Genomic DNA, 25,256 nt, shown 5'->3' on the forward strand with positions numbered 1-25,256 from the left:
CCTCCTTCCGGCCACCGGCGTCAATAGCGTCAATAAAAGGTACTGGTCCTCCGGGTACCCCACCGGTGCGCATCCGGTAAAACACTACTCCTTAGCGGCCCCCGTCAGCAGTTATGTCCTGGGCGCCCCACATCAGCCGCAGTTGCGGAAATGCTTCCTCGTACCCGGCCAGGAGCCTGGCTGCCACCTCATCGGACCCCACCAGCGGATGCCCGGCGAAAGCGGCAAGGGCGGCGGCGCGGTCCCCGGTGGTGGCGGCCCTCACGGTGAGCCGCTCCACCTCCTTGACCTGCCGCAGGAGGCGGAGCTGCGGCTCCGGCGGGCGCTGCTGGGGGATCGGCCGGGCGCCGTCCGCCGTCACGGTGCACGGAAGTTCGACGACGGCGTCCGCGGGCAGTCCCGGGACCGCGGCTTCGGGCGTGGCCGGCTGGGCCATGGCTGGCCCGGCAGGTCTGCCGGGAGCAGGTGCCCGGGTGTTCCGCGTATTGAGGATCAGCTCCGTGGCGCCCATGCCGGCGAGGGCGCGCATTGCAGCCAGGGCCACGCGCTCGTAACCGCCGCCGGCAAGGTCCTCCCCATCCCGCTGCGCCCCTTCAGGCCGGGCCTCGGCCAGGTAGCCCTCCTCCCGGGACCGGCGGGCGGCGTCCCAGAGCCGGAACGCGTCCCCGCCGGCGGCGGCCAGCCGCGGATACAGCTCCTGCTGGCTGCCATGGATGTCCTCCCCGCGTGTCTGCGGCATGGTGCTCATGGACCGCCGGGCGTCGTCGCTGCGGTAGAAGTAATAGAGGTATTCGTTGGGCAGCATGCCCAGGTGTGCCAGGAAGGCCGGTGGAAACAGCCGGCCTTCCTCAAAGGACTGCAGGGCCGCGGGGTCGGCGAGCAGGCCCGGCAACAGGTCGCGTCCGCCGGACTCCAGCCGGTACAGCCAGCCCAGGTGGTTCAGCCCGAAGTAGCCCACGCCGTCGAGCGTTCCTTCCGGCAGGCCGGCTCCGGCGGCCCGCGCTGCACGCTGCACCAGGGCACCTGCCGAGTCGCAGATGCCCACCACCCTGCTGCCCAGCACCGGCACCAGGGCCTCGGTGACCATGCCGGCCGGGTTGGTGAAGTTGATCAGCCGGGCGGACGGGCAGAGCCGGTCCATCAGCCTGGCCAGGTGCACCATGTGCGGGATGGTCCGCAGCGCATAGGAGATGCCGCCCGCTCCCGTGGTTTCCTGTCCCAGCAGCCCCAGGCGCTGTGCCACTTTTTCGTCGGCCACCCGCCCTGCCGTGCCGCCCGGCCGGATGGCGGCGAACACCATGTCGGTGCCCGGCAACGCGCCGGCAAGGTCGGTGGTGGCGTGGACGGGAAGCGGCCGCCCGGCCCCGGCGGGCATGCTGCGGAGCACGGCGGTGACGGCCGCGAGGCGGGAGGGGTCGACATCGTGCAGTACCAGGTCCGACACGAGCCCGGCGAAGCGGCCGGACACCAGTGCCCGGTAGATCAGCGGCACCCGGAAACCCCCGCCACCCACAATCAGAAGCCGCATAGCCAGCAGTCTAGGCCCGTGCCCGCCGCACCACTACCGGATGGCGGTGGCAGGGCGTATTGTGCCGGACATGGACGCGAACCCAGCACGCCCATTCGACCCCCTGGCGTCGGTCAGAGAACATTCGGTGCCGGGGTTCGATCTGCTGCTGGCCGGAACGGTCTTCCAGGACATCATCTTCACCGGCCTGCCCCACGGGCCGGAGCCGGGAACCGAAATCTGGAGCGACGGCATGGGAAGCTGCCCCGGCGGGGTGGCAAACCAGGCCATCGCGGCGGCCCGGCTGGGGCTTCGGACCGGGCTGGCGGCGGCCTTCGGCGATGACGGCTACGGGGACTTCAACTGGAAGATCCTCTCCGGCCAGGAACGGGTGGACCTGAGCCTGTCCCGGCGGATACCCGGCTGGCACTCACCGGTGACCGTCTCCCTGTGCGTCGAAAAGGACCGGTCCATGGTCACCCACGGGCATGCCGCCCCCGTCACGTCCTCGGAGCTCATCGGAACACCGCCGCCCGCGCTCGCCGGAATCGCGGACGTGGGCCTGGAAGTCGAGTCCTGGGCGCAGTCCGCGCACCGGGAGGGCGTGAAGCTCTTTGGCGACGTCGGCTGGGACCCCACCGGGGAGTGGGCTCCGGTCAGGCTGGAAAACCTGCAGTACTTCCACGCGTTCCTTCCCAACCAGCGTGAAGCGATGGCACTGACGGGCAAGGACAATGCCTGGTCCGCGCTGTACGCACTGGCGGACCGGGTCCCGGTGGCGGTGGTGACGCTGGGACCGCAGGGCGCACTGGCGGTGGACTCTGAAACGGGGGAGGAGGAGTGGGTGCCGTCCCTGCCGGTCAAGGCTTTGGACCCCACCGGCGCCGGGGACTGCTTTGACGCCGCGTTCATCGTGGGCAGCCTTGCCGGCTGGCCGCTGGGCAACAGGCTGCGTTTCGCCAACCTGTGCGCCTCCCTGGCCGTCCAGGAGGTGGGCGGTTCGTTGGCGGCCCCCGGCTGGGGAGACATCGCCGACTGGTGGAAACGGGCGAACGCCCGGCCGGAACGCCAGATGAGCCAATGGCTGCGCCGGTTCGGCTTCCTCGCCGACATCATCCAGGACGTTCCCCAAGAGGCCCCGCGCCGGGCGTCGGCAACCATCGCGCACCTGTCCGACGCCTAGCCGCGGGCACGGCCTGTACCGTCCGATTATTCGGCCGGAAGCACCCCCACTAGAATCAGTAGGGTGACATACCCCGCCAGCACCGGTGAATCAGACGCCACTTCCGGGCAGGACTACCGCTACGAGCGGTCCGCCGTGATCGACCTTGACGCCATCCGGCACAACGTCCGGAGGCTCGCAGCCGCCGCCTCGCCCGCCAAGGTCATGGCCGTCGTCAAGGCCGACGCCTACGGGCACGGCGCCGTCCCGGTGGCCCGCGCTGCCCTCGAGGCAGGAGCGTCCTGGCTGGGCGTGGCCCACATCTCCGAAGCCCTGGCCCTGCGCGCCGCCGGTATCGACGCCCCGCTGCTGGCCTGGCTGCACACCACCGACAGCAATTTTGGAGCCGCCGTGGCGTCCGGCGTCGACATCGGGTGCTCGGGGTGGGAACTGGACCGGATCGTGGCTGCCGCCCGCGAACAGGAACGCCCGGCAAGGATCCACCTCAAGGTGGACACTGGGCTGGGCCGCAACGGCTCCACGATGGCCAACTGGGACACGCTGGTAGGCGAGGCCATGGAGTACCAGGACCAGGGCCTGCTCCGGGTGGTGGGCATCTTCTCCCACCTTGCCGTCGCCGACGAACCCGAACGGCCCGAAACGGACCACCAGCTGGCCGCCTTCCGCGAGGCGCTCGCCGTCGCCGAGGACGCCGGCGTTGATCCTGAAGTCCGGCACCTGGCCAACACCCCCGCTACCCTGTCCCGCCCGGATACGCACTTCGACCTGGTGCGCGTGGGACTGGGTATCTACGGCCTTTCGCCTTTCGACGGCCAGAGTTCCGCCGAACTCGGACTGCAGCCGGCCATGTCGCTACGCACCAAAGTGTCCCAGTGCAAGCATGTCCCGGAGGGGCAGGGCGTCTCCTACGGACTTCACTACCGCACCGAGGGTGCCAGCACGCTGGGCCTGATCCCGGTGGGCTACGCCGACGGCATCCCCCGTGTGGCCACCGGCGGCCCCGTCCGGGTTGCCGGGAAGACGTATCCGGTGGTGGGCCGCATCGCCATGGACCAGATGGTGATCGACCTCGGCCCCGAGGCCCCGGCGGCGGGTCTGCTGGGGGCCGAAGCCGAGCTGTTCGGCAGCGGCGCCGACGGCGGGCCCACGGCCGACGACTGGGCCCGGGCCGCCGGGACCATCAACTACGAGATCGTCACCAGGATCAGTCCCCGCGTGCCGCGCCGCTTCGTCCATGAGGAAAACACCATAGCCCGGCCGGTTGCCGCGGCCGCGGGCGGGAAGGCGGTCCTGTGAGCCCCGCGAACCAGCCACCGCACGCCAACGGCTCCGCCGGGGCCAACTGGGAAAAGACGTACACGGCGACGACGGCGGACCAGACCCATGCGCTCGGCGCCTGCCTTGCGCGGGTCCTCGACGCCGGTGACCTGGTGGTCCTCTCCGGTGAACTCGGGGCGGGAAAGACCACCCTGACGCAGGGGCTGGGGGAGGGGCTCGGCGTCCGTGCCGGCATCATCTCGCCCACCTTCGTCCTGGTCCGCATCCACCCCAACCTCCCCGACGGTCCCCGCCCGGGCGGCCCGGACCTTGTCCACGTGGACGCCTACCGGCTGGGCTCCGCCGCTGAAGTGGATGACATCGACCTCGAAAACACCATGGACACGTCCGTCACCGTTGTGGAATGGGGCCACGACCGGGTGGAGCACCTCAGCGAAAACCGGCTCGAAATCGACCTGCACCGCGCCATCGGGCTGGACCCCGCCCTCGGCCTCGACGGCGGGACCGGTGCCGGGGAGCCCGGAAACCTGGACTTCGATACCGAGGACACCGACGAGCCGCGCACCATCGTGATGCGCGGTTACGGTCCGCGGTGGGTTGCCGCCCCGGACCTGCGCACCGCCGGAGGGAACCACTGATGCTGATCCTTGCCATCGACACCTCAGCCGTGGCCAGCGCCGCCCTCGTGTCGGACGACGCACCCGAAGGCGTGGTGGCCTGCTTCTCCACCGAGGACACACGCAGCCACGCCGAAGTGCTGGCCCCCGGCATCCATCAGATGCTGGCCGGGGCCGGCGTCACCGGCCAGGACATCGACGCCCTGGTAGTGGGTGTGGGCCCGGGCCCGTTCACCGGGCTGCGGTCCGGGATCGCCACAGCCCGCACGCTGTCCTTCGTGTGGGGCAAACCCCTGCACGGCCTGATGAGCCTGGACGCCGTGGCCCTCGAAGTGGCCGAGTCCACGTCCGCGGCACCGGAGTTCCTGGTGGTGACCGATGCCCGGCGCAAGGAGGTCTACTGGGCCCGCTACAGCCTGGCCGCCGGGCAGCTCCCAGTGCTGGAAGACGGGCCGCACGTTGGCTTCGCCGCGGACCTGCCGGACCTCCCCGCGTACGGCGCCGGCGCCGGACTCTACGCAGATGCCCTCCGGGCCAATCCCGACTTCGCCGGTGAGCAGCCTGACGCGCTGTACCTTGGCCAGTTCGCGCTGGCACGGCTGGCCGCCGGCGACGGGCTCCTGGACTCCACCCCGTTGTACCTTCGCGAATCCGACGCCCAGGTTCCCGGACCACGGAAGCGGGCACTGTGAGCGGCGCTGCGTCCACTTCCCCGTCCCCGGACAGGGACCCGCAGCCCCGCCCCCTGCGCGTGGACGGCGTCGTCATCCGGGACATGACGCTGGCGGACGTGCCTGCTGTCAGCGCCCTGGAACAGTCACTCTTCCCCGTCGATGCGTGGCCGGTGCAGATGTTCTTCGACGAACTGGCGCAGCCTGAAACCCGCCGCTACCTTGTGGCGGAAGGCCCCGCCGGCATCGTCGGGTATGCCGGGCTCATGTGCATCGAACCGATCGCGGACGTCCAGACGATCGCCGTCGTGCCTGACCGCGAGGGGCGTGGCATCGGCAGCACCCTGCTCACGGAACTGATTGACGAAGCCCGACGGCGGCGCGCCGCGGACGTGCTGCTGGAGGTCCGTGCGGACAACCCGCGCGCGCAGCGGCTGTACCTCCGGTTCGGGTTCCAGCAGATCCATATCCGCCCCCGCTACTACCGTGACGGCGTGGACGCGCTCATCATGCGGCTCCCGCTCGTGCCGGAGGCAGCAACCGAAACCGGCGGGGAACCGCCAACCGAAGGAAACCGGCCATGAACCGCTCGCAGCCCCTGGTACTGGGCATCGAATCCTCCTGCGACGAAACCGGCGTCGGCGTCGTCAGTGGAACCACGCTCCTGGCCAACACGGTGTCCTCGTCCATGGATGAGCACGTCCGGTTTGGCGGGGTCATCCCGGAGATCGCCTCCCGGGCGCACCTGGACGCGTTCGTCCCCACCCTCGAGCAGGCGCTCGCCGACGCCGGCGTGGCGCTTGCTGACGTCGACGCCATCGCCGTCACCTCAGGGCCCGGTCTGGCGGGCGCGCTGATGGTTGGGGTCTGCGCCGCCAAGGCGCTGGCCGTGGCCACCGGCAAGCCCCTGTACGCCATCAACCACCTCGTGGCCCACGTCGGAGTCGGGCTCCTGGATGACCGGGCCACCGGACGGCCGCAGCAACTCCCGGAAAACCTCGGAGCACTCCTTGTTTCCGGCGGGCACACCGAAATCCTGCGGATCAACAGCATCACCAGCGACGTCGAGCTCCTGGGGTCCACCATCGATGACGCCGCCGGCGAGGCTTACGACAAGGTGGCCCGCATCCTGGGCCTGGGCTACCCCGGCGGCCCTGCCATCGACAAGGTGGCCCGCACCGGTAATCCGAAGGCGATCCGTTTCCCGCGGGGATTGAGCCAGCCGAAATACATGGGCACGGCGGAAGAGCCGGGCAAGCACCGCTACGACTGGTCCTTCAGCGGGCTCAAGACCGCGGTGGCACGGTGCGTGGAGCAATTTGAGGCCCGCGGCGAGGAGATCCCCGTGGCGGACATTGCCGCAGCCTTCCAGGAAGCGGTGGTGGATGTCATCTCGTCGAAAGCCGTGCTCGCCTGCAAGGAGCAGGGCATCAAGGACGTGCTCCTGGGCGGGGGCGTGGCAGCCAACTCCCGGCTCCGCGAACTGACGGGCCAGCGCTGCGCCTCGGCGGGGATCCGGCTTCACGTCCCGCCGCTGGACCTCTGCACGGATAACGGCGCCATGGTGGCGGCGCTCGGCGCGCAGCTGGTGATGGCGGGCGCGGAACCCAGCGGCATCGGCTTCGCCCCGGACTCGTCCATGCCGGTCACCTCGGTGTCCCTCCCGGCCTGAACACCCGGCAAACCTTTGACGCTGTATCAGATATGGCTCCTCAACCGCCGGCGGTTGAGGAGCCATATCTGATAGAGCAAGTAAAGGGGAGGATCAGGCGGTGAGACCGTTGCGCATCTGCTTGACCAGGTCCAGGACCACGGCCTGCAGGTTGCCGCCGTTTTGCTCCGCCACCCGTCGCTGGCGCTGGTAGCCGGCGCCGCGGCGGATGATCTTCTCGACGTCGGCGAGCTCGTCCGGGCAGCCCAGCTTGGCCGCCACCGGCTCAAGCCGGTTCAGGGTTTCCAGCAGGTGGTCCGTGACCAGCTGCTCCTTGCCCGCAGCATCCAGGATGATGATGGCGTCCATCCCGTAGCGGGCCGCCCGCCACTTGTTCTCCTGCACATGCCACGGCGGCATGGTGGGAATGGTGCCGCCGTTGTCCAGGGTGGTGGAGAACTCGTCCACCAGGCACTGGGTCAGGGCCGCGATGGCGCCGACTTCCTCCAAAGTGGCCAGGCCGTCGCAGATGCGCATCTCGATGGTTCCCAGCGCCGGGACGGGCCGGATGTCCCAGCGGATTTCCGAGATTGTGTCGATCACCCCGGTGGTGAACATGTCCTGGACGTAGTGCTCGTATTCCTCCCAGGACGGGAACTGGAACGGCAGGCCCGCGGTGGGCAGCTGCTGGAACATTAGCGCCCGCTGGGAGGCGTAGCCGGTGTCCTCGCCGCCCCAGAACGGGCTGGACGCGGAGAGCGCCTGGAAGTGCGGGAAGTAGTTGACCAGGCCGTCCAGCACCGGCAGGGCCTTGTCCCGCCGGTCCAGGCCCACGTGGACGTGCACGCCGTAGATCACCATCTGCCGGCCCCACCACTGGGTCCGGTCGATCAGTTTGGCGTAGCGGGCCTTGTCCGTCACGGGCTGCAGCTGCGGCGGGCTGAACGGGTGGCTGCCGGCGCAGAACAGTTCAACACCCATGGGATCGGTGATTTCCCGGACAGCGGCCACGGAGCGGCTGAGGTCTTCCTTGGCCTCGGCCGCGGTTTCGCAGATTCCGGTGACCAGTTCCACCGTGTTCAGGAGGAGTTCCTGCTTGATGTGCGGGTGTTCGTCATCCTCGTTCAGCTCCGGATGGCGCGCCGCAACCCCGCGGAGCACCTCGTTGGCCACGGAGGCAAGTTCACCCGTGCTGCCGTCCACCAGCGCCAGCTCCCACTCAACACCAAGGGTTGATTGCCTCGATGGTGCGAAGTCGATCTTCACGCAGTTCCTCACTGTCCGGGATGCCGCTGGCTGGTGCCGCTTCCGGGCTGCTGCCGGCATGCGAACGGTGTTTCAAGTCTATAGGGCAGGGGTAGCATCGTAATGATGTCCCTGTTCCAGCACCTGCGTGACAGTCCACACAAAAGCCTCCCCCTGATCGCCGCGGCCTCCCTGCTCGCCCTTGCTTCCTGCACGGCGGGTCCGTCCGGGCCCGGGCCCTCCACGCCACCGTCCACGTCGGCACCCGGCAGCGCGCCGGCGTCGGAAACGCCGCGTACGACGCCGGCACCCGCCACTGCGTCACCGTCACCGGATCCGGGGGCGGCACCGCTGGGCTGGGGCCCCCAGCGCCGGGACCAGGACGCTGCTGCCGCCGCCGTGGCCGCCATGACGCCCGAGGAGAAAGCCGGCCAGGTGCTGCTGCCCTCGTTCGCCGGGCAGCAGGTTGAGGCGCAGGCCGCTGCCATCGAACGGCTGCACCTGGCCGGAAGCATCATCATGGGCGACAACGTTCCCCGCGATCCGCAGGGCAAGGTGGACCTGGCGTCGATGACTGCCATCAACCAGCGCCTGTCGGAGGCAACCGCGGCGGACGGGAGCCCGTGGCCCGGCATTGTGGCCGTGGACCAGGAGGGCGGCATCGTGGCCCGCCTCGGCGCACCGCTGACCGTCTGGCCGTCGCCCATGAGCTACGGTGCCGCCGGAAACACCACCCTGACCCGCGACGCCGGGCAGGGCCTGGCGGGAGAGCTCGCGCCGCTGGGCTTCAACCTCGACTTCGCGCCGGACGCCGACGTCACGGTGGGTCCGGGGGACCCCACCATCGGTGCGCGGTCCATGTCCGGGGACCCGGCCGCCGCGGCGGCCCACAGCGTAGCGTTCTCCCAGGGCATGCTGGCCGCCGGCGTGCTGCCCACCGTCAAGCACTTCCCCGGGCATGGGTCCGTGACCGCCGACTCGCACATCAGCCTGCCGGTCCAGAATGCGGGCGTGGAAGAACTGAAGGGCAGGGACTGGCAGCCCTTCCGCGCAGCCATCGGCGCCGGCGTGCCCATGGTCATGACCGGGCACATCGCGGTGCCGGCGCTGGAACCGGGAGTTCCGGCGTCGTTGTCCGCCAAAACCTACGCGGAACTGCGCGGGCTGGGCTTCAAGGGCGTTGCCGTGACCGACGCCCTGAACATGGGTGCCATCACCAAGCAGTATCCTGCCGGGTCCGCGGCCGTTGCCGCGCTCGCCGCCGGCGCCGACCTGCTCCTGATGCCCGCGGACGCCGCCCAGGCCCACGCCGCCATCGTCCAGGCCGTCACGTCAGGAACCCTGCCCAAGGAACGGCTGGACGAAGCCGCAACCCGTGTTGCCACCATGATGGTCTGGCAGGGCCGGCAAGCCCGGTTGGCGGCCCCCGCCGGCAGCGCCGCGCCAGTGTCCGCAAAGGTCTCCGCAGCCGCGGTCACCGTCGTGGCCGGCAACTGCTCCGGGCCGCTGGTGCCCGGAGCGGTCCGTGTGGCCGGCGGGGGACCAGGCGACAAGGAACGGTTCGAAGCCGCCGCGGCCCGCGCGGGGCTGCAGGTTGGTTCGGGACCGCTGGTCAGCCTTATCGGCTACGGCGGCGCCCCGGCCGGCGGTGACGTCGCCGTCACGCTGGACGCCCCGTGGCCGCTGCAGGGTTCCACGGCGCCGGTGAAGGTGGCACTGTACGGCCGCAGCGACGCCGCTTTCGACGCCCTGGCTGCCGTGCTGGCGGGGAAGGCGCCCGCCCCCGGAAAGCTGCCCGCCGCCGTCGGGCCCTATCCTGCCGGGACCGGCTGCCCCTGACCCCTCAACAGCCCCGGCAGCGTTTAATGGACAGGTGCCTATCCTGAACAAAGACATGACCCTGTGCATCTCCCTTTCGGCCCGGCCCAGCAACAACGGGACCCGGTTCCACAACCACCTGTACGAACAGCTCGGACTTAACTGGATCTACAAGGCGTTCGCCCCCACCAACCTTGAGCAGGCCATTGCCGGCGTGCGCGGCCTGGGGATCCGTGGCTGCGCCGTCTCCATGCCGTATAAAGAAGACGTGATCGCCCTGGTGGACGAGATGGACCCGTCCGCCCGGGCCATCGATTCGGTCAACACAATCGTGAATACGGACGGGCACCTCAAGGCCTACAACACCGACTACACCGCGATTGAGCAGCTGCTGGCCACCTATGCGGTTCCCGTAACGGGTTCCGTCCTGGTCCAGGGCGCGGGCGGCATGGCCAAGGCAACGGTGGCGGCGCTGCGCGACGCCGGCTTCAAGGACGTCACCGTCATAGCCCGCAACGAGGCAGCGGGACGCGCGCTCGCCGACCAGTACGGCTTTCGCTGGCGGGCAACGCTCGACGGCGGCACGGCGGACACGATCATCAACGTCACCCCCATCGGCATGGCCGGGGGACCGGAAGCCGACGCGCTGTCCTTCCCCGTGGAGGCCATTGGCGCGGCCCGGGTGGTTTTCGACGTCGTGGCGCTCCCCGCGGAGACGCCGCTGGTGAAAGCGGGCCGCAAGGCCGGCAAGACCGTGATCACCGGCGCCGAGGTGGCCACCATCCAGGCACTGGAGCAGTTCGTGCTGTACACGGGCGTGCGTCCCACGGACGCGCAGGTCCGGGCCGCCGAGGAGTTTACCCGCGCGCAGTGACCCCTGCGGGCCGGTCCGCGGTGACCGGCTCCACTTCGATGGCCACTCTGTCCTCGCCGATCCGGGTGAGGACCAGGGTGGCCGTCCGTCCGGCTTTCCTGATGCCATGGCCCTTGCTGCCCTGGCCCTTGCCGCCGAGGAGCTGCTTCCGCAGTTCCTCGGGGGTGACGGCGGTGCCGCGCTTCTTGATGTCCAGCACCGTGATCCCTTCCTGCTTCACCCAGGCCTTCAGCGCCTTGACGTTGTAGGGCATCACCTGCAGGACCCTGTACGCGCGAGCGAACGGGGTGTCCGCCAGGGCAGGGGAGCAGATGTAGGCAATGTGCTCGTCCAGGAGGTGGCCGCGCAGGCTGAGTGCGAGGTCGGCGACGAGGCCGGCCCGGATGACGGCGCCGTCGGGCTCGTAAAGGTAACCTCCGGCGGGACCCACGGGCGCCTCCGGCCCCTGCCCGAAATCCTCGCCGCTGGTCAGCTCCGCGGCCCCCTCCGGTCCCAGCACCAGGGCGGCGCGGCGCACCCCGGGCCGGCTGACGGCATTGAACCACAACGCCACCTCGGTGACGTCCCCGGCGACGGAAACCCACTGTGCCTCGCAGCCCTGCGGAACCGACTCATGGGGCATGCCGGGACCCATCTTGACGCCCACGGCCTTGCCGGACGCGGCCAGGGATTCCACGAAGGACAGCGGAGGAGAGAAGGCCTCCGGATCCCAGATGCGGCGGGTGCCGGAGCTTGAGGTGACCCGCCGCGCGGGATCCAGCCAGACGCCGTCGACGTCCTCCAAGGGGACGTCCGCGGCGTCCGCATGGACCACCGTGGCGTTGGGGAACGGGATGAGGTTCACGGTGGCGCACGCGGCAGTGGTTTCGTCCACTTCCACCGCTGTCACGCCCAGGTCCAGAGACGCCAGGGCCAACGAGTCGGCTCCCAGCCCGCAGCCCAGGTCCGCCACGTGCCGGACGCCCGCGGCCGCGAAGCGCTGGGCGTGCCGGGCCGCCACCGTCAGGCGGGTGGCCTGTTCCAGGCCGGCCTGGGTGAACAGCATCCGGCGGGCAAACTCCCCGAACTTGGCCTCCGCCCTGGTCCGCAGCCGCGATTGGGTGAGTACCGCGGAGACCAGTTCCGGGCTGTGTCCGGCTTTGCGGAGCTCACTGTTCAGGGCAAAGGAACCGTCCTCCGTGTAGGGGCCGAGCGACGCCAGCAGCTCCCAGCCTTCGGGGGTGAGCAGTGGTGCTATCTGGTCCTGGGGAGCTTGAGCCATGGGTTCCAGCCTAACGCCCAAGGCCGGCGAGGGATGCCGATAGGGTTGAATGCATGGTTGACAGCGCAGGCCCGGAAAAGCCCGACGAACTGCCCCGGAATCCCGGAACTGCCAAGAAGCCTGCCAGGTACGCCCGGCCGGCGCTGGTTGTCGGTGCCGTATTGGCGGTGGTGTGCCTCGCGCTGCTCGTGATCATCTTCTTCCTGGATACCTTCAACGCCACCGTCTATTCCGTGGGCGGCAACAACATTGGGGACAACACCCAGGAAGCCCGGGACATCCGGGGCCTGTACTCCGGTGCCCGCGCCGCAGGGACCGCGGTGCTCGTGGTGTCGCTGCTCGTCGTGGCGGGGTCCTCCGTGGTCCTCTACCGCACCCGCAACCGCGGCAACTCCTCCGACCCTGGCGAGGACGTTGATTTCGACGACCTGGGCCGCTGAGGCCGCTGGCCCGCCCCCGTCAGCAGCACCCCCGCGATGACCAGGACGCCGCCGCATACCTGGGCCGCCGTCACGGGCTGGCCCAGCAACACGGTGATGATGGCGGTGAAGACCGCGATCAGGTTCAGGCAGTTGCCTGCGTTGGCGGCAGCGGTCCGCTTCAGGGCCAGGTTCCACAGCAGGTAGGAGCCCAGCGAGGGGAAAACCACGATGAAAGCCAGCGACCAGGCGCCTGCCGGCGTTGACGGGAAGCCTGCTCCCGTGGCGGCCGCCACGGGAGCGAGGACGACGGCGGCGATGGTTGCCTGGATGGCGGTGGAGGTGACGGCTGGTACTGCCACCCGCCGGGCGAGGACCGTATAAAGCCCCCAGACCGTGATGGCGGCCAGGATGAGCAGCTCGCCGGCGCCCAGCGAAAACGTCAGCAGCCGCTCCAACCGCCCCGCAGTGAGCACCAGCAGGACGCCGGCCAAGCCGAACCCCAGGCCCAGCCAGCTCAGCGGCCGGGGACGGTCCCTGAGCAGGACCGCGGCCAGGACCATGATGAGTACCGGGTTCGCGGCAGTGACGAGGGAGGCGTTGAGCGCCGATGTGTGCTGCAGGGCGGCGTAGAGGAGCAGGGTGTAGGCGCTCATACCCAGGGAGCTGAGCAGCAGGAGCCGTGGCCAGTGGCGCAGGGCGGCTTTCCAGTCGGGCCGGTCCACCAGCTGCGCCAGGACCAGGAGGGGCACGGCGGCCAGCGCCCAACGCCAGAAGGTCAGCTGCAGCGGAACCATGGACTGCACCGCAGCCTGGCCTACCACAAAGTTGCCCGCCCAGAAGAGGGTGGCAAGGATCAGGAAGATGGCTGCCCGCACCGGTTCACTGTACACAGGAAGTGTTCTCCGATGACGAAACGGCTGGCACTCGCCTTGACCGAGTGCTAACCCCCGCCTAGAGTCTTCATTAGCACTCTCCCTAGGAGGGTGCTAACACATGAAGAGCTGCCAGCCAGGCTGCTGCCGGCACCGCGACGACGGTTGCCAGCCAAGGGCAAACGGCTTTGAAGTCCAGAAATTTGCTGACGAAAAGGAGAGGTCCGAGTGTCGGTCTCTATTAAGCCTCTTGAGGATCGTATTGTTGTCCGCCCGCTCGAAGCCGAGCAGACCACGGCTTCCGGCCTGGTGATCCCGGACTCCGCGCAGGAGAAGCCCCAGGAAGGCGAAGTTGTCGCAGTAGGCCCCGGCCGCTTCGAAGACGGCAACCGCGTACCGGTCGACGTCGCTGTCGGCGACGTTGTCATCTACTCCAAGTACGGCGGAACCGAAGTCAAGACCGGCGGCACCGAGTACCTCGTGCTGTCCGCCCGCGACGTCCTGGCGATCGTCGTTAAGTAACTCTTCCGGTTCCCCGTGCCGCCGGCCATGCTTTGTGCTGGCCGGCGGCGCGGGGTTCTGTCTTTGAAAGGACAACACCATGGCAAAGCAGCTTGCGTTTGACGACGCTGCCCGCCGGGCCCTCGAGGCCGGCATCGATAAGCTCGCCAACACCGTCAAGGTGACGCTCGGCCCGCGTGGCCGCAACGTCGTCCTGGACAAGAAGTGGGGCGCGCCCACCATCACGAACGACGGCGTCACGATCGCCCGCGAAGTGGAACTGGACGACCCGTACGAGAACCTTGGCGCCCAGCTGGCCAAGGAAGTCGCCACCAAGACCAACGATGTTGCCGGTGACGGCACCACCACCGCAACGGTCCTGGCGCAGGCACTGGTCAAGGAAGGCCTGCGCAATGTGGCCGCCGGCGCCGCCCCCGGCCAGATCAAGCGCGGCATCGAGGTTTCCGTTGAAGCCGTTGCAGCCCGCCTGCTGGAAAACGCCCGCCCGGTGGAGGGCACCCAGGTAGCCAACGTCGCCGCCATCTCCGCACAGAGCGACGAAGTGGGTGAACTGCTCGCCGAAGCCTTCGGCAAGGTGGGCAAGGATGGCGTCATCACCATCGAAGAGTCCTCCACGACCCAGACCGAACTGGCACTCACCGAGGGCATGCAGTTCGACAAGGGATACCTGTCCCCGTACTTCATCACCGACGCGGACCGCCAGGAAGCCGTCCTCGAGGACGCACTCATCCTGATCAACCAGGGCAAGATCTCCTCGCTGCAGGACTTCCTGCCGCTGCTGGAGAAGGCACTGCAGGCATCCAAGCCGCTGTTCATCATTGCCGAGGACGTCGACGGCGAGGCCCTGTCCACGCTGATCGTGAACCGTATCCGGGGCACCCTGAACGTTGTTGCCGTCAAGGCACCGGGCTTCGGCGACCGCCGCAAGGCCATGCTCCAGGACATCGCCACCCTCACCGGCGCCCAGGTTGTCTCCCCGGAACTGGGGCTGAGCCTGGACACGGTTGGACTCGAGGTGCTGGGCACCGCCCGCCGCATCACGGTCACCAAGGACAACACCACCATCGTGGACGGCGCCGGATCGGCTGAGGACGTGTCCGCACGTGTCGCACAGCTGCGCGCCGAGCTGGCCCGCACCGACTCCGACTGGGACAAGGAAAAGCTCCAGGAGCGCCTGGCCAAGCTGGCCGGCGGCATCGGCGTCATCAAGGTTGGCGCCGCCACCGAAGTTGAGCTGAAGGAAAAGAAGCACCGTATCGAGGACGCCGTGTCATCCACGCGCGCCGCCCTCGAGGAGGGCATCGTCTCCGGCGGTGGCTCCGCCCTGGTCCACGCCCTCAAGGCCCTGGACGAGGACCCGGCCGTCAAGGCACTCGAAGGCGACGCCGCAGCTGCCGTTGGCATCGTCCGCCGTGCCCTGACCCAGCCGCTGCGCTGGATCGCCCAGAACGCCGGCTTCGATGGCTATGTCATCGTCTCCCGCGTGGGCGACCTTGAAGCCAACCACGGCTTCAACGCCAAGTCCGGCGAATACGAGGACCTGATCGCTGCCGGCGTCATCGACCCCGTCAAGGTCACCCGCGCTGCCCTGCGCAACGCTGCCTCCATCGCTGCGCTGGTTCTCACCACCGAGACCCTGGTGGCCGAGAAGCCGGCTGACGAGGACGAGCACGCAGGCCACAGCCACTAAGGCTGTTGTCCCGCGGCTAACAGCGGCGAACAGAGAACCGGTCCGGCATCCGCCGGGCCGGTTTTTTGTGTGCCGCCACCGCGCTAGGGGGCGGTGGGGACCATTTCCTGCGTCTCGACGGCCCCGGCGTACTCATAGACCAGGGACACGGCGCCCTTCGGATATGAGCGGGCAGGTTCGGCCAGGCGGAAGGTGGCGGGCACCGTACCGGCGTCGAACAGCCTTTTGCCCTGCCCCAGGGTGACCGGGTAGAGCCACACATGGAGGCGGTCCAGGACGCCGGCGGCCATCAGGGACCGGATGAGGACGCCACTGCCGAACATCTGCACCTCGTCAAAGTCGTCCCGGAGTCGTCCCGCCGCCGTCGCATCCGGAATGACAGTGGTCCCCTCCCAGCCGGGGTTGGCCAGGGACCCTGATACGACATACTTCGGCACCCGGTTCAGCGTCCCGCCGATGTCGCCGGACTGGTGCGGCCAGTAGGACGCAAAGATGTCGTAGGTCCTCCGGCCCAGCAGCAGGGCGTCCATGCGGTCTATCGCGGCGGCGATATCCGCGCCGGATTCGTCATCGGAGACCGGCGCCTGCCAGCCGCCAAAGGCGAAAGCACCGGCAGGGTCTTCTTCCCGGCCGCCGGGCGCCTGGTAGACGCCGTCGAGGGTCATGAACAGGTTCGCGACGATGATGCCCACGCGTCCATTCTGGAACTGCCCGCTGCCGCTGTCGAGGGTGGAACGGCGTGGCAGACTGTAGCCATGCTGCTGGACGAGCTCGTGAAGACAGCGGACGCCGTTGCGTCCACCCGGTCCAGGCTTGCAAAGATGGACGCGCTGGCCAGGCTGCTGAAGAGGCTCGACCCGGCCGACGTTGTTGCCGCCGTCGGCTTCCTGACCGCCAGGCCCCGGCAGGGGCGGGTGGGGGTCGGCTGGCGGGGGATGTCCGCAGCCATGGGCGAGCCTGCAGCCGAGCCCGGCCTCACCATTGAAGACCTTGACGCCGCCCTCGGCGAACTCCAGGCATTGTCCGGCGCGGGATCGGCCGCCGGGCGGGCGGCCACGCTGCGCCGGCTGACCTCGGCGGCCACCGGCAGGGAGCAAACCTTCATCGGCGGGGTGCTCCTGGGCGAACTGCGCACCGGCGCCCTGGACGGCGTGCTCACCGACGCGGTGGCCCGTGCCGCGGACCGGCCCCTTGAACTGGTGCGCCGGGCGGCAATGCTCTCCGGGGACCTTGGCGGGACGGCACTGCTGGCACTGACCGGCACCGAGGCCGACCTTGCCGCCGTCGGGCTTGTCGTCGGGCGCCCGGTCCAGCCCATGCTGGCGGCAACCGCGGCGTCGGTGGCGGACGCGCTGGAGGCCACCGGCGAAGCGTCCGTGGAGTACAAGCTCGACGGCGCCCGCATCCAGGTGCACCGGGCGGGCGACGACGTCCGCATCTTCACCCGGACCCTGGCCGATGTGACGCACCGCCTTCCCGAGGTGGTGGAGGCCGTGCTGTCGCTGCCGGTGCGTGACGTGATCCTTGACGGCGAAACCCTGGCACTGGGCGAGGACGGCGCGCCGCGTCCGTTCCAGGAGACCATGTCCAGGTTCGGGGCCGAGGCCGCACGCTCCACGGTCCTGCACCCCTGGTTCTTCGACGTGCTGCACGTGGACGGGCGCGACCTCCTGGATGAGCCGCTATCCACCCGGATCGGCGTCCTGGAGTCCATCGCCGGGGACTACCGGATCCCGGGGGAGACCACTGCTGACCCGGAGGTGGCCGCCAAGGTGTCCCGCGATGCGCTGGCGGCCGGCCACGAGGGGGTCATGCTGAAAGCGGTCGGCTCCACGTATGCCGCGGGGCGCCGCGGGTCCAACTGGATCAAGGTGAAGCCGGTGCTCACCTATGACCTGGTGGTGCTTGCCTGTGAATGGGGCTCCGGCCGGCGGTCCGGCCTGCTGTCCAACCTGCACCTCGGGGCGCTGGATCCCGACGGCGAGTTCGGCAAGCCCGGAGGGTACGTGATGGTGGGGAAGACCTTCAAGGGGCTCACGGATGCGTTGTTGCACTGGCAGACCGGGCGGTTCCTGGAACTCGAGGTGCGCCCCACCGCCGGGACCGTCTGGGTGGAGCCCGTCACCGTCGTCGAAATAGCCATCGACGGCGTGCAGCAGTCCCCGCGTTACCCGGGCGGGATTGCGCTGCGCTTCGCGCGCGTCAAAGGGTACCGGGAGGACAAGGGTCCGGCTGAAGCGGACACCATCCAGACACTCCGCGGCCTGCTGCGCAGCTGACGACGGCGGCGCCCCCGGCGTGCCTTGTCTGGCACCTCCGCCGGGCGTACGGTGGCGCTTAGGCACCGCTGAACGCGTCGCAGGGCACGGCGCCGCGGGCCGGGGAGGTATCCGGAAGGAGGCCGGGATGTCAGCTGACGCGGGTCTCGACCAGGGCCGCGCCGCGTTCCAGGAGCACCGGTGGGGCGAGGCTTTCCACAGCCTCCGGGAAGCGGACCGGCTGGGCGGCCTGCCGGCAGCTGACCTGGAACGGCTCGCGACGGCGGAGATCCTGACCGGATCCGCGGCCGCCGGCCTTGCCTCGCTCACCCGCGCCCATGAGGAGTACCTCGTGGTGGGCGACCTCGCCGGCGCTGCCCGCTGCGCCGGATGGTTGGCCATCCACCTCATGCATTTCGGTGACGGGGAACGTGCACACGGCTGGCTGGCCCGCGGGCAACGGCTGGCCGGAGAACTTCCCGGACCTGACGCCGTCGAGGGATTCCTCCTGGTGCCCGCCGCCCTGGCACGGCTCCACGGCGGCGACCCGGAAGGGGCCTTGGAACTGCTCACCCGCGCCGCGGACATGGGCCAGGCCTTCCAGGACCGTGACGTGTCCGCGCTGGCGATGCTCGGCTCAGGGCAGGCGTCCCTTGCGCTGGGAAAGGTGGAAGAAGGGCTCCGCCTCTTCGATGAGGTCATGGTGGCGGTGACGGCGGGGGAGCTGTCCGCCGTCCCGTCCGGAATCGCCTACTGCGCCGTCATCGCCAACTGCCAGCTGGCGTTCGACCTCGGCCGCGCCCTGGAGTGGACGACCGCCCTGGACCGCTGGTGCCGCGAACGGCCGGATATGGCAGCCTTCAGCGGCGAGTGCCAGGCCCACCGTGCCGAGCTTTTCCGCTGGCACGGAGCATGGGAGGAAGCGATGGCTGCCGCAGGGGCCGCCCAGGCCCGCGCCGCCGGCGGCGACCCCCAGGCCCTGTACGGCGGCTACTACCAGCAGGGCGAGATCCAGCGGCTCACCGGCCGGTTCGATGCAGCAGAGGAGTCCTTCCGGGCAGCTGCCGCCAGCGGGTTCGAACCACAACCGGGCATGGCCCTCCTGGTGCTGGAGCGCGGCGACACCGCGACGGCCCGGACGGTCATCCGGAGGGCAGCCGCCGTGGCGGACCCGGTTGCCCGCCGGCACTTGCTGCCCGCGGTGGTGGAGATTGAGCTCGCCGTCCCGGACCTGGCCGCTGCGCGGGCCGCCGCCGATGAGCTTCTCCTGTTCGCGCGGGATTGTCCGACGCCGATGGTGCGGGCTGTCGCGGACCAGGCCGACGGGGCGGTGCGGCTCGACGAAGGCGACGCTGTTGGCGCATGCCGGGCACTGCGGAGGGCCTGGCGCCTGTGGTTCGACCTGGGGGTGCCGTATGAGGCCGCCCGGTGCCGGGTGCTGACAGGGCGTGCCTGCCTGGCCCTCGGTGATGATGCGTCGGCCCGGATGGAGTTTGAGGCCGCCCATCTGGCGTTCCTGGACCTGGGCGCCGCTCCCGCCGCGGCGCGGGCGGCCACGCTGATTCCCAGGGACACCGGCGCCGGACCGTTGACCGCCCGGGAGGAGGAAGTGCTGCGGCTCGTGGCCTCCGGGCGGGGCAACCGTGCCATCGCACTCGAACTGTTCCTGAGCGAGAAGACAGTGGCCCGGCATATCAGCAACATCTTCCTCAAACTGGGACTTTCATCCCGGGCGGCGGCCACCCGCTATGCCTTCGAACACGGGCTCGCCGGCTGACCCCGGCTGCACAGAATTACCCACCCCGGCCGCCTGCCGGAATACACAGATCTGCCGACGCGCGGAGGAAGGCCCCGGCCGTAGCCTCAAGCCATGAACGGGAACACGATGGATTCCCGGGGTCCCAACGGCACCCCGGAGGTATTGGACACGCTGGTCATCGGCGGCGGGCAGGCGGGACTGGCCATAGGCCACTACCTCTCCCGCCAGGGCCGGCAGTTCCTGATCCTCGACGCGAACACGAGGATCGGCGACGGCTGGAGGACACGCTGGGATTCCCTGCGCCTGTTTACGCCGGCCAAATACAACGGCCTGCCGGGTGTTCCCTTCCCGGCGGACCCGCTGTCCTTCCCGGCCAAGGACCAGATGGCGGACTACCTTGAGCACTATGCGGCGGCCTCCAGCCTTCCGGTGCTGACGGGCGTCCGCGTGGAGCGGCTGTGGCGCGAAGGCGGCGTCTACGTGGCCGCCGCCAACGGCAACCGCTGGGAAGCACGGACCGTGGTGCTGGCCACCGGGGCCGAGCGGAAGCCCAAGCTGCCGCCGTTCGCCGCCGGCCTTGACGGCTCGATCGTCCACTTCCACTCCAGCAGCTACAAAAACCCGGAGCAGCTCCAGGACGGCCCGGTGCTGGTGGTTGGCCTGGGAAATTCGGGGGCCGAGATTGCCTTGGAAGTCTCCCGCACCCACCCCACGCTTGTTGCCGCCAACCCGCCACGTGAAATGCCGTTCAAGCACGGCCGGACCGCCGCACGGTTCATCCTGCCGCTGGTGCGCTTCGTGGGCCTGCACGTGCTGACCCTCGGAACGCCGGCAGGGCGGAAGGCTGCACCGCAGTTCAGGGACCACGGGGCGCCGCTGATCCGCACCAGGGCCAGGGACCTCGCCGCTGCCGGGGTGACGTTCGTACCCCGGGTCCGCGGGGTCCAGGACGGCCTTCCGCTCCTGGAGGACGGGTCACAGCCAACGGTGACAAACGTCATCTGGTGCACCGGATTCCAGGAAGACCTGCAGTGGCTGGACCCGGCGCTCGCAGCGGCCGCGGGGGAGGCCCGGCAGCCCGGCGGGGAAGTCCAGGACCCGCCCGGACTGTACTTCGTGGGGCGCAACTTCCAGCACTCCGCCGCGTCCGCAACAGTGACCGGAAGCGTCCATGACGCCCGCCGGGTGGCAGGCCGGATCCCGGTGCGACACGCAGCCAATTCGAACGGAAGGGTGGCACTCCGCTAGACTTGACGGTTGATTACGCGCTCCGAAGGGTTTGATTGTGCCAACACTATGGACCGCGGGAGCGTCGGCGCCTGCTGCTGATCGCCGGCAGGTGTCCCGAAAATCGTCATTCCGCCCCGAAATCCAGGGCCTCCGCTCGCTCGCCGTCCTCATGGTGGTCACCTACCACGTGTGGTTCGGACGGGTCTCCGGGGGCGTGGATGTGTTCCTCCTGATCTCGGCGTTCCTGATGACCCTCCAGTTCGTCGGACGGCACGAGCGCAGGGAACCCTTTCGGCTCCTGAAGCACTGGCTGCACCTGTTCCGGCGGCTCCTTCCAGCCGCCGTGACCGTCATTGTGGCCACCCTGGCGGCCTCCTACCTGGTGCTCCCCAAGACCAGGTGGCAGGACGTCATTGACCAGGGCTGGGCCTCACTGACGTACTCGGAGAACCGGCTGCTGCAGGCACAGGCCGTGGACTACTACGCGAACGACCACAGCCTCGCCAGCCCGCTGCAGCACTTCTGGTCGCTGTCCATCCAGGGGCAGGTCTTCATCCTGTGGCCCCTGATCTTCGCGGCAGCGGCCTGGGTGGCCCGGCGTTACAGGCTGTCCTACCGGCCGCTGCTGGCGTACGTCTTCTTCGTCCTCTTCCTGGGGTCGCTGGCCTATTCGATCTTCTTTACGGCCACCAACCAGGTGCAGGCATACTTCGACACCGGTGCGCGCCTGTGGGAGTTTGCGCTGGGCACGCTGGTGGCACTGATCCTTCCCGGCCTCCGGCTGTCACGGACAGTCCGGATCGTCATGGGCTGGACGGGCGTCATCGCCATGCTTGCCTGCGGCATCCTGCTGAACGTGCAGGCGGCCTTCCCGGGCGTGGCCGCCCTGTGGCCCACGCTCGCCGCCGCCCTGGTGATCGGGGCCGGGCAGACGCAAAGCCCGCTGGGCGTGGACCGGATCCTCAGCTCCACGCCACTGGTCAAGCTGGGGGACATCTCCTACGGGCTGTACCTCTGGCACTGGCCGCTGCTGGTGCTGGCACTGGCCTGGAGCGGCAAGGACCACGCCGGCTGGCTGTCCGGTACGGTGATCATCGCCGCCGCCCTGGTGCTGGCCTACCTCACCACCAAGTACATCGAGAAACCATGGCGGGAATGGAAATGGCCTGAAGCCCGCAAGCGCCGTGCCGCCATCGCCATCATGCTGGCGGTTTCCGTCGCAGCCGCGCCCCTGGTCCTCTGGCGCTACCAGATCGACACCGAGCGGCGCATTGCCCAGGAACAGAAAGTGGCCAACAACCCCGGTGCACGCGTCCTGGATCCTGCCTTCACCGGCAGCGCACCGACAGGGGAGGTGACCCTCCTGCCCACCGCCGCGGACCTGCCGAAGGACTGGGTGAGCCTGGACGGCCCCTGCTCCGGGGACATCACCCCGGAAGACCAGGCGGTCAAGGACGCCTGCTTCGAACAGAAACCGGCCGGCAACCCGGCCAAGCGTGTCCTGGTCCTGGGCGACAGCCACGCCCAGCAATGGTCCGGGGCCCTCAAACCGATTGCAGCCGACAACAACTGGCTCCTCTACTCGATGCTCAAGGGTGCCTGCAAGGTCGCTCCCGCCGGAAAAGCGGCAAGCGACGGCTGTGAAACGTTCAACGCCTCCGTCCAGAAGGAAATCGAGCGCCGGCAGCCGGACGCCATTGTCCTGCTGGGCACGGCCGCGGCAGCGTCCAGTGCCGCCGAAGAGGTCACGCCCGGATTCGAAGAACTGGTCAAACCGTGGCTGGACAAGGGCATCGACGTGGTGGCACTGCGGGACAACCCCAGGTTCACCTTCAACATGGCCGAATGCGTGGTGAAGCAGGGCCAGGATGCCCAGGCCTGCCGCCCCGCGGCGCAGGACAACCTGGCAGCCGAAAACCCCCTGGCCTCCGTCCAGGCGGCCAACCTGCCCGGGCTGTCCGTCCTCGACCTGACGGACCGCATCTGCACGGAGGGCGCCTGCCCCGGCGTGATCGGAAACATCTTCGTGTACCTGGACGACAACCACCTCAGCGCCGAATACACCGAAAGCATGTCCGACGAGTTTGGCCGGCGGCTGTTCCAGGCGACCGGTTGGAAGTAGGCGGGATGGGAACGATGGACCAACGAACGGCAGGCCCGGCCAAGCCGCGCAAGGACACCTTCAGGCCCGAGGTCCAGGGACTCCGGGCCCTGGCCGTCCTGATGGTGGTGGCCTACCACGTCTGGCTGGGCAGGGTATCGGGCGGCGTGGACATCTTCCTGCTCATTTCCGCGTTCCTCCTCACCCTGTCCTTCGTCCGGAAGGCCGTGTCCGGACGCCCCTTCGCGCTGCCGGCGCACTGGCTGCACCTCTTCAAGCGGCTGCTGCCCGCCGCCGTCGTGGTCATCCTCGGCGTGCTCGCCGGCACCTGGCTGATCCTGCCGCAGGGCCGCTGGCCCGAAATCCTGGACCAGGCCTGGGCTTCGCTGCTTTACGGCCAGAACTGGCTGCTTGCCGACACCGCGGTGGACTACTACGCCCAGGACCATGCGGGGGCCAGCCCGCTGCAGCACTTCTGGTCGCTCTCCATCCAGGGCCAGGTGTTCATCCTGTGGCCGCTGGTCTTCGCAGCGGCCGCAGGGCTCCTGCCGCTGCTGCGCCGCGCCCGCGGCCTTAATGCCCTGACCTACCGCGGCCTGCTGGCCACCGCTTTCGGCGCGGTGTTCGCCGTGTCCCTGGCCTACTCGGTGGAGCAGACAGCAACCAACCAGGCGTACGCCTACTTCGACACCCGGGCCAGGCTGTGGGAATTCGCGCTGGGTTCCCTGCTGGCCCTTGCCCTGCCGTACCTCAAGCCGGGCCGCCGGCTGCGCGTGCTGCTGGGCTGGGCGGGCCTGGCCGGGATGCTGTCCTGCGGCCTTCTCCTCACCGTTGACCGCTCCTTCCCGGGCTACGTGGCACTGTGGCCCACCCTTTCCGCAGCAGCCATCATCGTCGCGGGACAAACCGGCAGCCGCTTCGGCGTGGACCGCCTCCTGAGCAGCCGTCCCGCCGTCGCCCTCGGCGACAACTCCTACGCCCTGTACCTGTGGCACTGGCCAGTCCTCGTCCTGGCGCTCGCCGCCACCGGCGTCGAGGCGCCCAACATGGTCCAGGGACTGGCCATCGTCGCCGCCTCGGTCCTCCTGGCCGTGCTCACCACCCGGTTCGTGGAGAAGCCGCTCCGCAACTGGCACTGGCCCAAGCTCCGTGCCTGGCGGACCGCCGTCGTCATTGCCGCCTGCGGCGCCCTCCTGGCCGGCCCGGTGGCCGTCTGGCAGACGTTCCTCACCGCCGAGGAAGCCGCGACGGCGGCCCAGCCGAAGGAGCTGACGCCCGGAGCCGCGGCACTGGCCGCGGGCAGCGACGCAGCTCCGGCCCCCGCTGCCCGGATCATTCCCGGCGCCACCGCGCTGGACAACGACTGGGCAGGAATCCAGACCCCCTGCACGGGAGCCAACGCCACCGCCGATCCCATCCTCGAAGGCTGCCGCCAGGAGATCCCCGAGGGCGGCGGCACCAAACGCATCGTCGTGCTGGGGGACTCCCACTCGCAGCAGTACCTCGGCGCGCTGGCCCCGATCGCCGCAGCCCGCGGCTGGGAACTGGTCACCCTGCTGATGCCCGCGTGCCGCTTCGGAGCGGAATCCGATACCCGCACCGCCGAGTGCAACGCCTACAACAAAGCCAGCTCGGCCTATGTGCTGGAGCACCAGCCCGACGCCGTCTTCACCGTCGCCTCCCTGACCCACGAGGAGGCGCCCTTCGAGACCGAGGTGCCCGGCTACCTGGACGGTGTGCGGCCATTCTCGGAGGCGGGCATCGAGGTCCTGGGCATCCGCGACAACCCCCGCTTCACGTTCAACATGCCGGAGTGCGTGCAGCGCCACGGCGCAGACGCTCCGGAATGCAATCCGCCCCTGGCCGAGTCGCTGGTGGAACCGTCGCCGCTGGAAAACTACCGGGGCAAACTGGACGGCCTGCACCTGATGGACATGAGCGACTTCATCTGTGCCCGCGGCGTCTGCCCGGCCGTGGTGGGGAACGTCTATGTCTACAAGGATGACAACCACCTGAGCCGGACGTACGCCGAAACCATGATTCCGATGTTCGAGCAGCGGCTGCTGGCGGCTACCGGCTGGAGCTGACCGGACGCGGCGGGCACAACGCCGTCAGTTGGCCGGCGGAATGGTGCGGTTGCTCACATCTTCGTCCTGGAATAGGGGGATGGGCGCGAAGGTTCTAATATTTACTCAATACTTTCTGCCCCCTGGCAGCCTCCCCCTGCGGGCGGCCGCCGCGGAGCGCGTACTGCACAGGCCAGTTCCGTAATCACGGGCTGGTCATCGGCTGCAACC

Annotated in this window: 21 protein-coding genes; 16 read left to right on the forward strand and 5 right to left on the reverse strand. The window is 69.3% G+C overall.

Translation table 11 applies throughout. The annotated features are described in order from the left end of the window. Positions 1–91 precede the first annotated feature (91 nt). Entirely contained in the window at positions 92–1,528 is a 1,437-nt protein-coding gene (locus AS031_RS02645; RefSeq protein ID WP_058266563.1) for a family 4 glycosyl hydrolase, read from the reverse strand. A 70-nt stretch (positions 1,529–1,598) separates the two neighbouring features. On the opposite strand from AS031_RS02645, the gene AS031_RS02650 reads away from it, so the two are divergent. The 6 genes from AS031_RS02650 to tsaD all read left to right on the forward strand — a co-directional run bounded on the left by AS031_RS02650 (position 1,599) and on the right by tsaD (position 6,928). Next, positions 1,599–2,690 carry a carbohydrate kinase family protein gene (locus AS031_RS02650; RefSeq protein ID WP_058266564.1) on the forward strand — a complete coding sequence of 364 codons (1,092 nt, stop codon included), beginning with the start codon at positions 1,599–1,601 and terminating at the stop codon, positions 2,688–2,690. Between the two features lie 63 nt (positions 2,691–2,753). Beyond that, the gene (alr, locus tag AS031_RS02655; RefSeq protein ID WP_058266565.1) at positions 2,754–3,986 is read left to right on the forward strand and encodes an alanine racemase; all 1,233 of its coding nucleotides are present in this window, start codon (positions 2,754–2,756) and stop codon (positions 3,984–3,986) included. Further along, positions 3,983–4,606, forward strand: coding sequence for a tRNA (adenosine(37)-N6)-threonylcarbamoyltransferase complex ATPase subunit type 1 TsaE (tsaE, locus tag AS031_RS02660; RefSeq protein WP_058266566.1), 624 nt, complete (start codon positions 3,983–3,985; stop codon positions 4,604–4,606). The genes alr and tsaE overlap by 4 nt, the downstream gene beginning before the upstream one ends. Then, positions 4,606–5,277, forward strand: a complete 672-nt coding sequence (gene tsaB / locus AS031_RS02665) for a tRNA (adenosine(37)-N6)-threonylcarbamoyltransferase complex dimerization subunit type 1 TsaB (protein WP_058266567.1) — start codon at positions 4,606–4,608, stop codon at positions 5,275–5,277. Before tsaE ends, tsaB begins: the two co-directional genes overlap by 1 nt. Before the next feature lie 83 nt (positions 5,278–5,360). Continuing rightward, positions 5,361–5,840, forward strand: a complete 480-nt coding sequence (gene rimI / locus AS031_RS02670; RefSeq protein ID WP_058266954.1) for a ribosomal protein S18-alanine N-acetyltransferase — start codon at positions 5,361–5,363, stop codon at positions 5,838–5,840. After that, positions 5,837–6,928: a tRNA (adenosine(37)-N6)-threonylcarbamoyltransferase complex transferase subunit TsaD gene (tsaD, locus tag AS031_RS02675; RefSeq protein WP_058266568.1), complete on the forward strand. Its 1,092-nt coding sequence runs from the start codon at positions 5,837–5,839 to the stop codon at positions 6,926–6,928. Before rimI ends, tsaD begins: the two co-directional genes overlap by 4 nt. Positions 6,929–7,021: 93 nt before the next feature. Here tsaD and AS031_RS02680 read toward each other — a convergent pair whose 3' ends face one another. Beyond that, a complete protein-coding gene (locus AS031_RS02680; protein WP_058266569.1) occupies positions 7,022–8,173 on the reverse strand; it encodes a glutamate--cysteine ligase in 1,152 nt (383 codons plus the stop codon). A gap of 387 nt (positions 8,174–8,560) precedes the next feature. Here AS031_RS02680 and AS031_RS02685 point away from each other — a divergent pair, with 387 nt between their 5' ends. Together AS031_RS02685 and AS031_RS02690 are read left to right on the forward strand one after the other, a co-directional pair. Then, positions 8,561–9,991 (forward strand): glycoside hydrolase family 3 N-terminal domain-containing protein, encoded by a 1,431-nt coding sequence (locus AS031_RS02685; protein WP_058266955.1) that lies wholly within the window; start codon positions 8,561–8,563, stop codon positions 9,989–9,991. A gap of 55 nt (positions 9,992–10,046) precedes the next feature. Beyond that, entirely contained in the window at positions 10,047–10,844 is a 798-nt protein-coding gene (locus AS031_RS02690) for a shikimate 5-dehydrogenase (RefSeq protein WP_058266570.1), read from the forward strand. Here the strand turns inward: AS031_RS02690 and AS031_RS02695 are convergent. Further along, positions 10,828–12,105: a THUMP-like domain-containing protein gene (locus AS031_RS02695; RefSeq protein WP_058266571.1), complete on the reverse strand. Its 1,278-nt coding sequence runs from the start codon at positions 12,103–12,105 to the stop codon at positions 10,828–10,830. The genes AS031_RS02690 and AS031_RS02695 overlap by 17 nt on opposite strands. Positions 12,106–12,158: 53 nt before the next feature. Between AS031_RS02695 and AS031_RS02700 the strand changes: the two genes are divergently transcribed. Then, the gene (locus AS031_RS02700; RefSeq protein WP_176716493.1) at positions 12,159–12,545 is read left to right on the forward strand and encodes a hypothetical protein; all 387 of its coding nucleotides are present in this window, start codon (positions 12,159–12,161) and stop codon (positions 12,543–12,545) included. Here the strand turns inward: AS031_RS02700 and AS031_RS02705 are convergent. Then, positions 12,473–13,402 carry a DMT family transporter gene (locus tag AS031_RS02705; protein ID WP_058266957.1) on the reverse strand — a complete coding sequence of 310 codons (930 nt, stop codon included), beginning with the start codon at positions 13,400–13,402 and terminating at the stop codon, positions 12,473–12,475. The genes AS031_RS02700 and AS031_RS02705 overlap by 73 nt on opposite strands. A 225-nt stretch (positions 13,403–13,627) precedes the next feature. Between AS031_RS02705 and groES the strand changes: the two genes are divergently transcribed. Continuing rightward, positions 13,628–13,921, forward strand: coding sequence for a co-chaperone GroES (groES, locus tag AS031_RS02710; RefSeq protein ID WP_003805290.1), 294 nt, complete (start codon positions 13,628–13,630; stop codon positions 13,919–13,921). Between the two features lie 79 nt (positions 13,922–14,000). Next, positions 14,001–15,611 (forward strand): chaperonin GroEL, encoded by a 1,611-nt coding sequence (gene groL / locus AS031_RS02715; protein WP_058266572.1) that lies wholly within the window; start codon positions 14,001–14,003, stop codon positions 15,609–15,611. An 83-nt stretch (positions 15,612–15,694) separates the two neighbouring features. Here the strand turns inward: groL and AS031_RS02720 are convergent, their stop codons facing one another. Beyond that, complete coding sequence (locus tag AS031_RS02720; RefSeq protein WP_058266573.1) at positions 15,695–16,303, reverse strand: dihydrofolate reductase family protein; 609 nt, start codon at positions 16,301–16,303, stop codon at positions 15,695–15,697. A gap of 63 nt (positions 16,304–16,366) precedes the next feature. Here AS031_RS02720 and AS031_RS02725 point away from each other — a divergent pair, with 63 nt between their 5' ends. The 5 genes from AS031_RS02725 (at position 16,367) to AS031_RS02745 (ending at position 25,046) form a co-directional block, all read left to right on the forward strand. Next, positions 16,367–17,890, forward strand: coding sequence for an ATP-dependent DNA ligase (locus tag AS031_RS02725; protein WP_058266574.1), 1,524 nt, complete (start codon positions 16,367–16,369; stop codon positions 17,888–17,890). Positions 17,891–18,017: 127 nt separating this feature from the next. Next, a complete protein-coding gene (locus tag AS031_RS02730; protein ID WP_058266575.1) occupies positions 18,018–19,646 on the forward strand; it encodes a helix-turn-helix transcriptional regulator in 1,629 nt (542 codons plus the stop codon). A 93-nt stretch (positions 19,647–19,739) separates the two neighbouring features. Continuing rightward, positions 19,740–20,876 (forward strand): flavin-containing monooxygenase, encoded by a 1,137-nt coding sequence (locus AS031_RS02735; RefSeq protein ID WP_058266576.1) that lies wholly within the window; start codon positions 19,740–19,742, stop codon positions 20,874–20,876. Positions 20,877–20,913: 37 nt separating this feature from the next. Beyond that, complete coding sequence (locus AS031_RS02740; protein WP_058266577.1) at positions 20,914–22,980, forward strand: acyltransferase family protein; 2,067 nt, start codon at positions 20,914–20,916, stop codon at positions 22,978–22,980. 14 nt (positions 22,981–22,994) lie between these two features. Beyond that, positions 22,995–25,046 (forward strand): acyltransferase family protein, encoded by a 2,052-nt coding sequence (locus tag AS031_RS02745; RefSeq protein ID WP_058266958.1) that lies wholly within the window; start codon positions 22,995–22,997, stop codon positions 25,044–25,046. Positions 25,047–25,256 lie beyond the last annotated feature (210 nt).

Source organism: Pseudarthrobacter enclensis, from assembly GCF_001457025.1.
GTDB lineage: Bacteria > Actinomycetota > Actinomycetes > Actinomycetales > Micrococcaceae > Arthrobacter > Arthrobacter enclensis.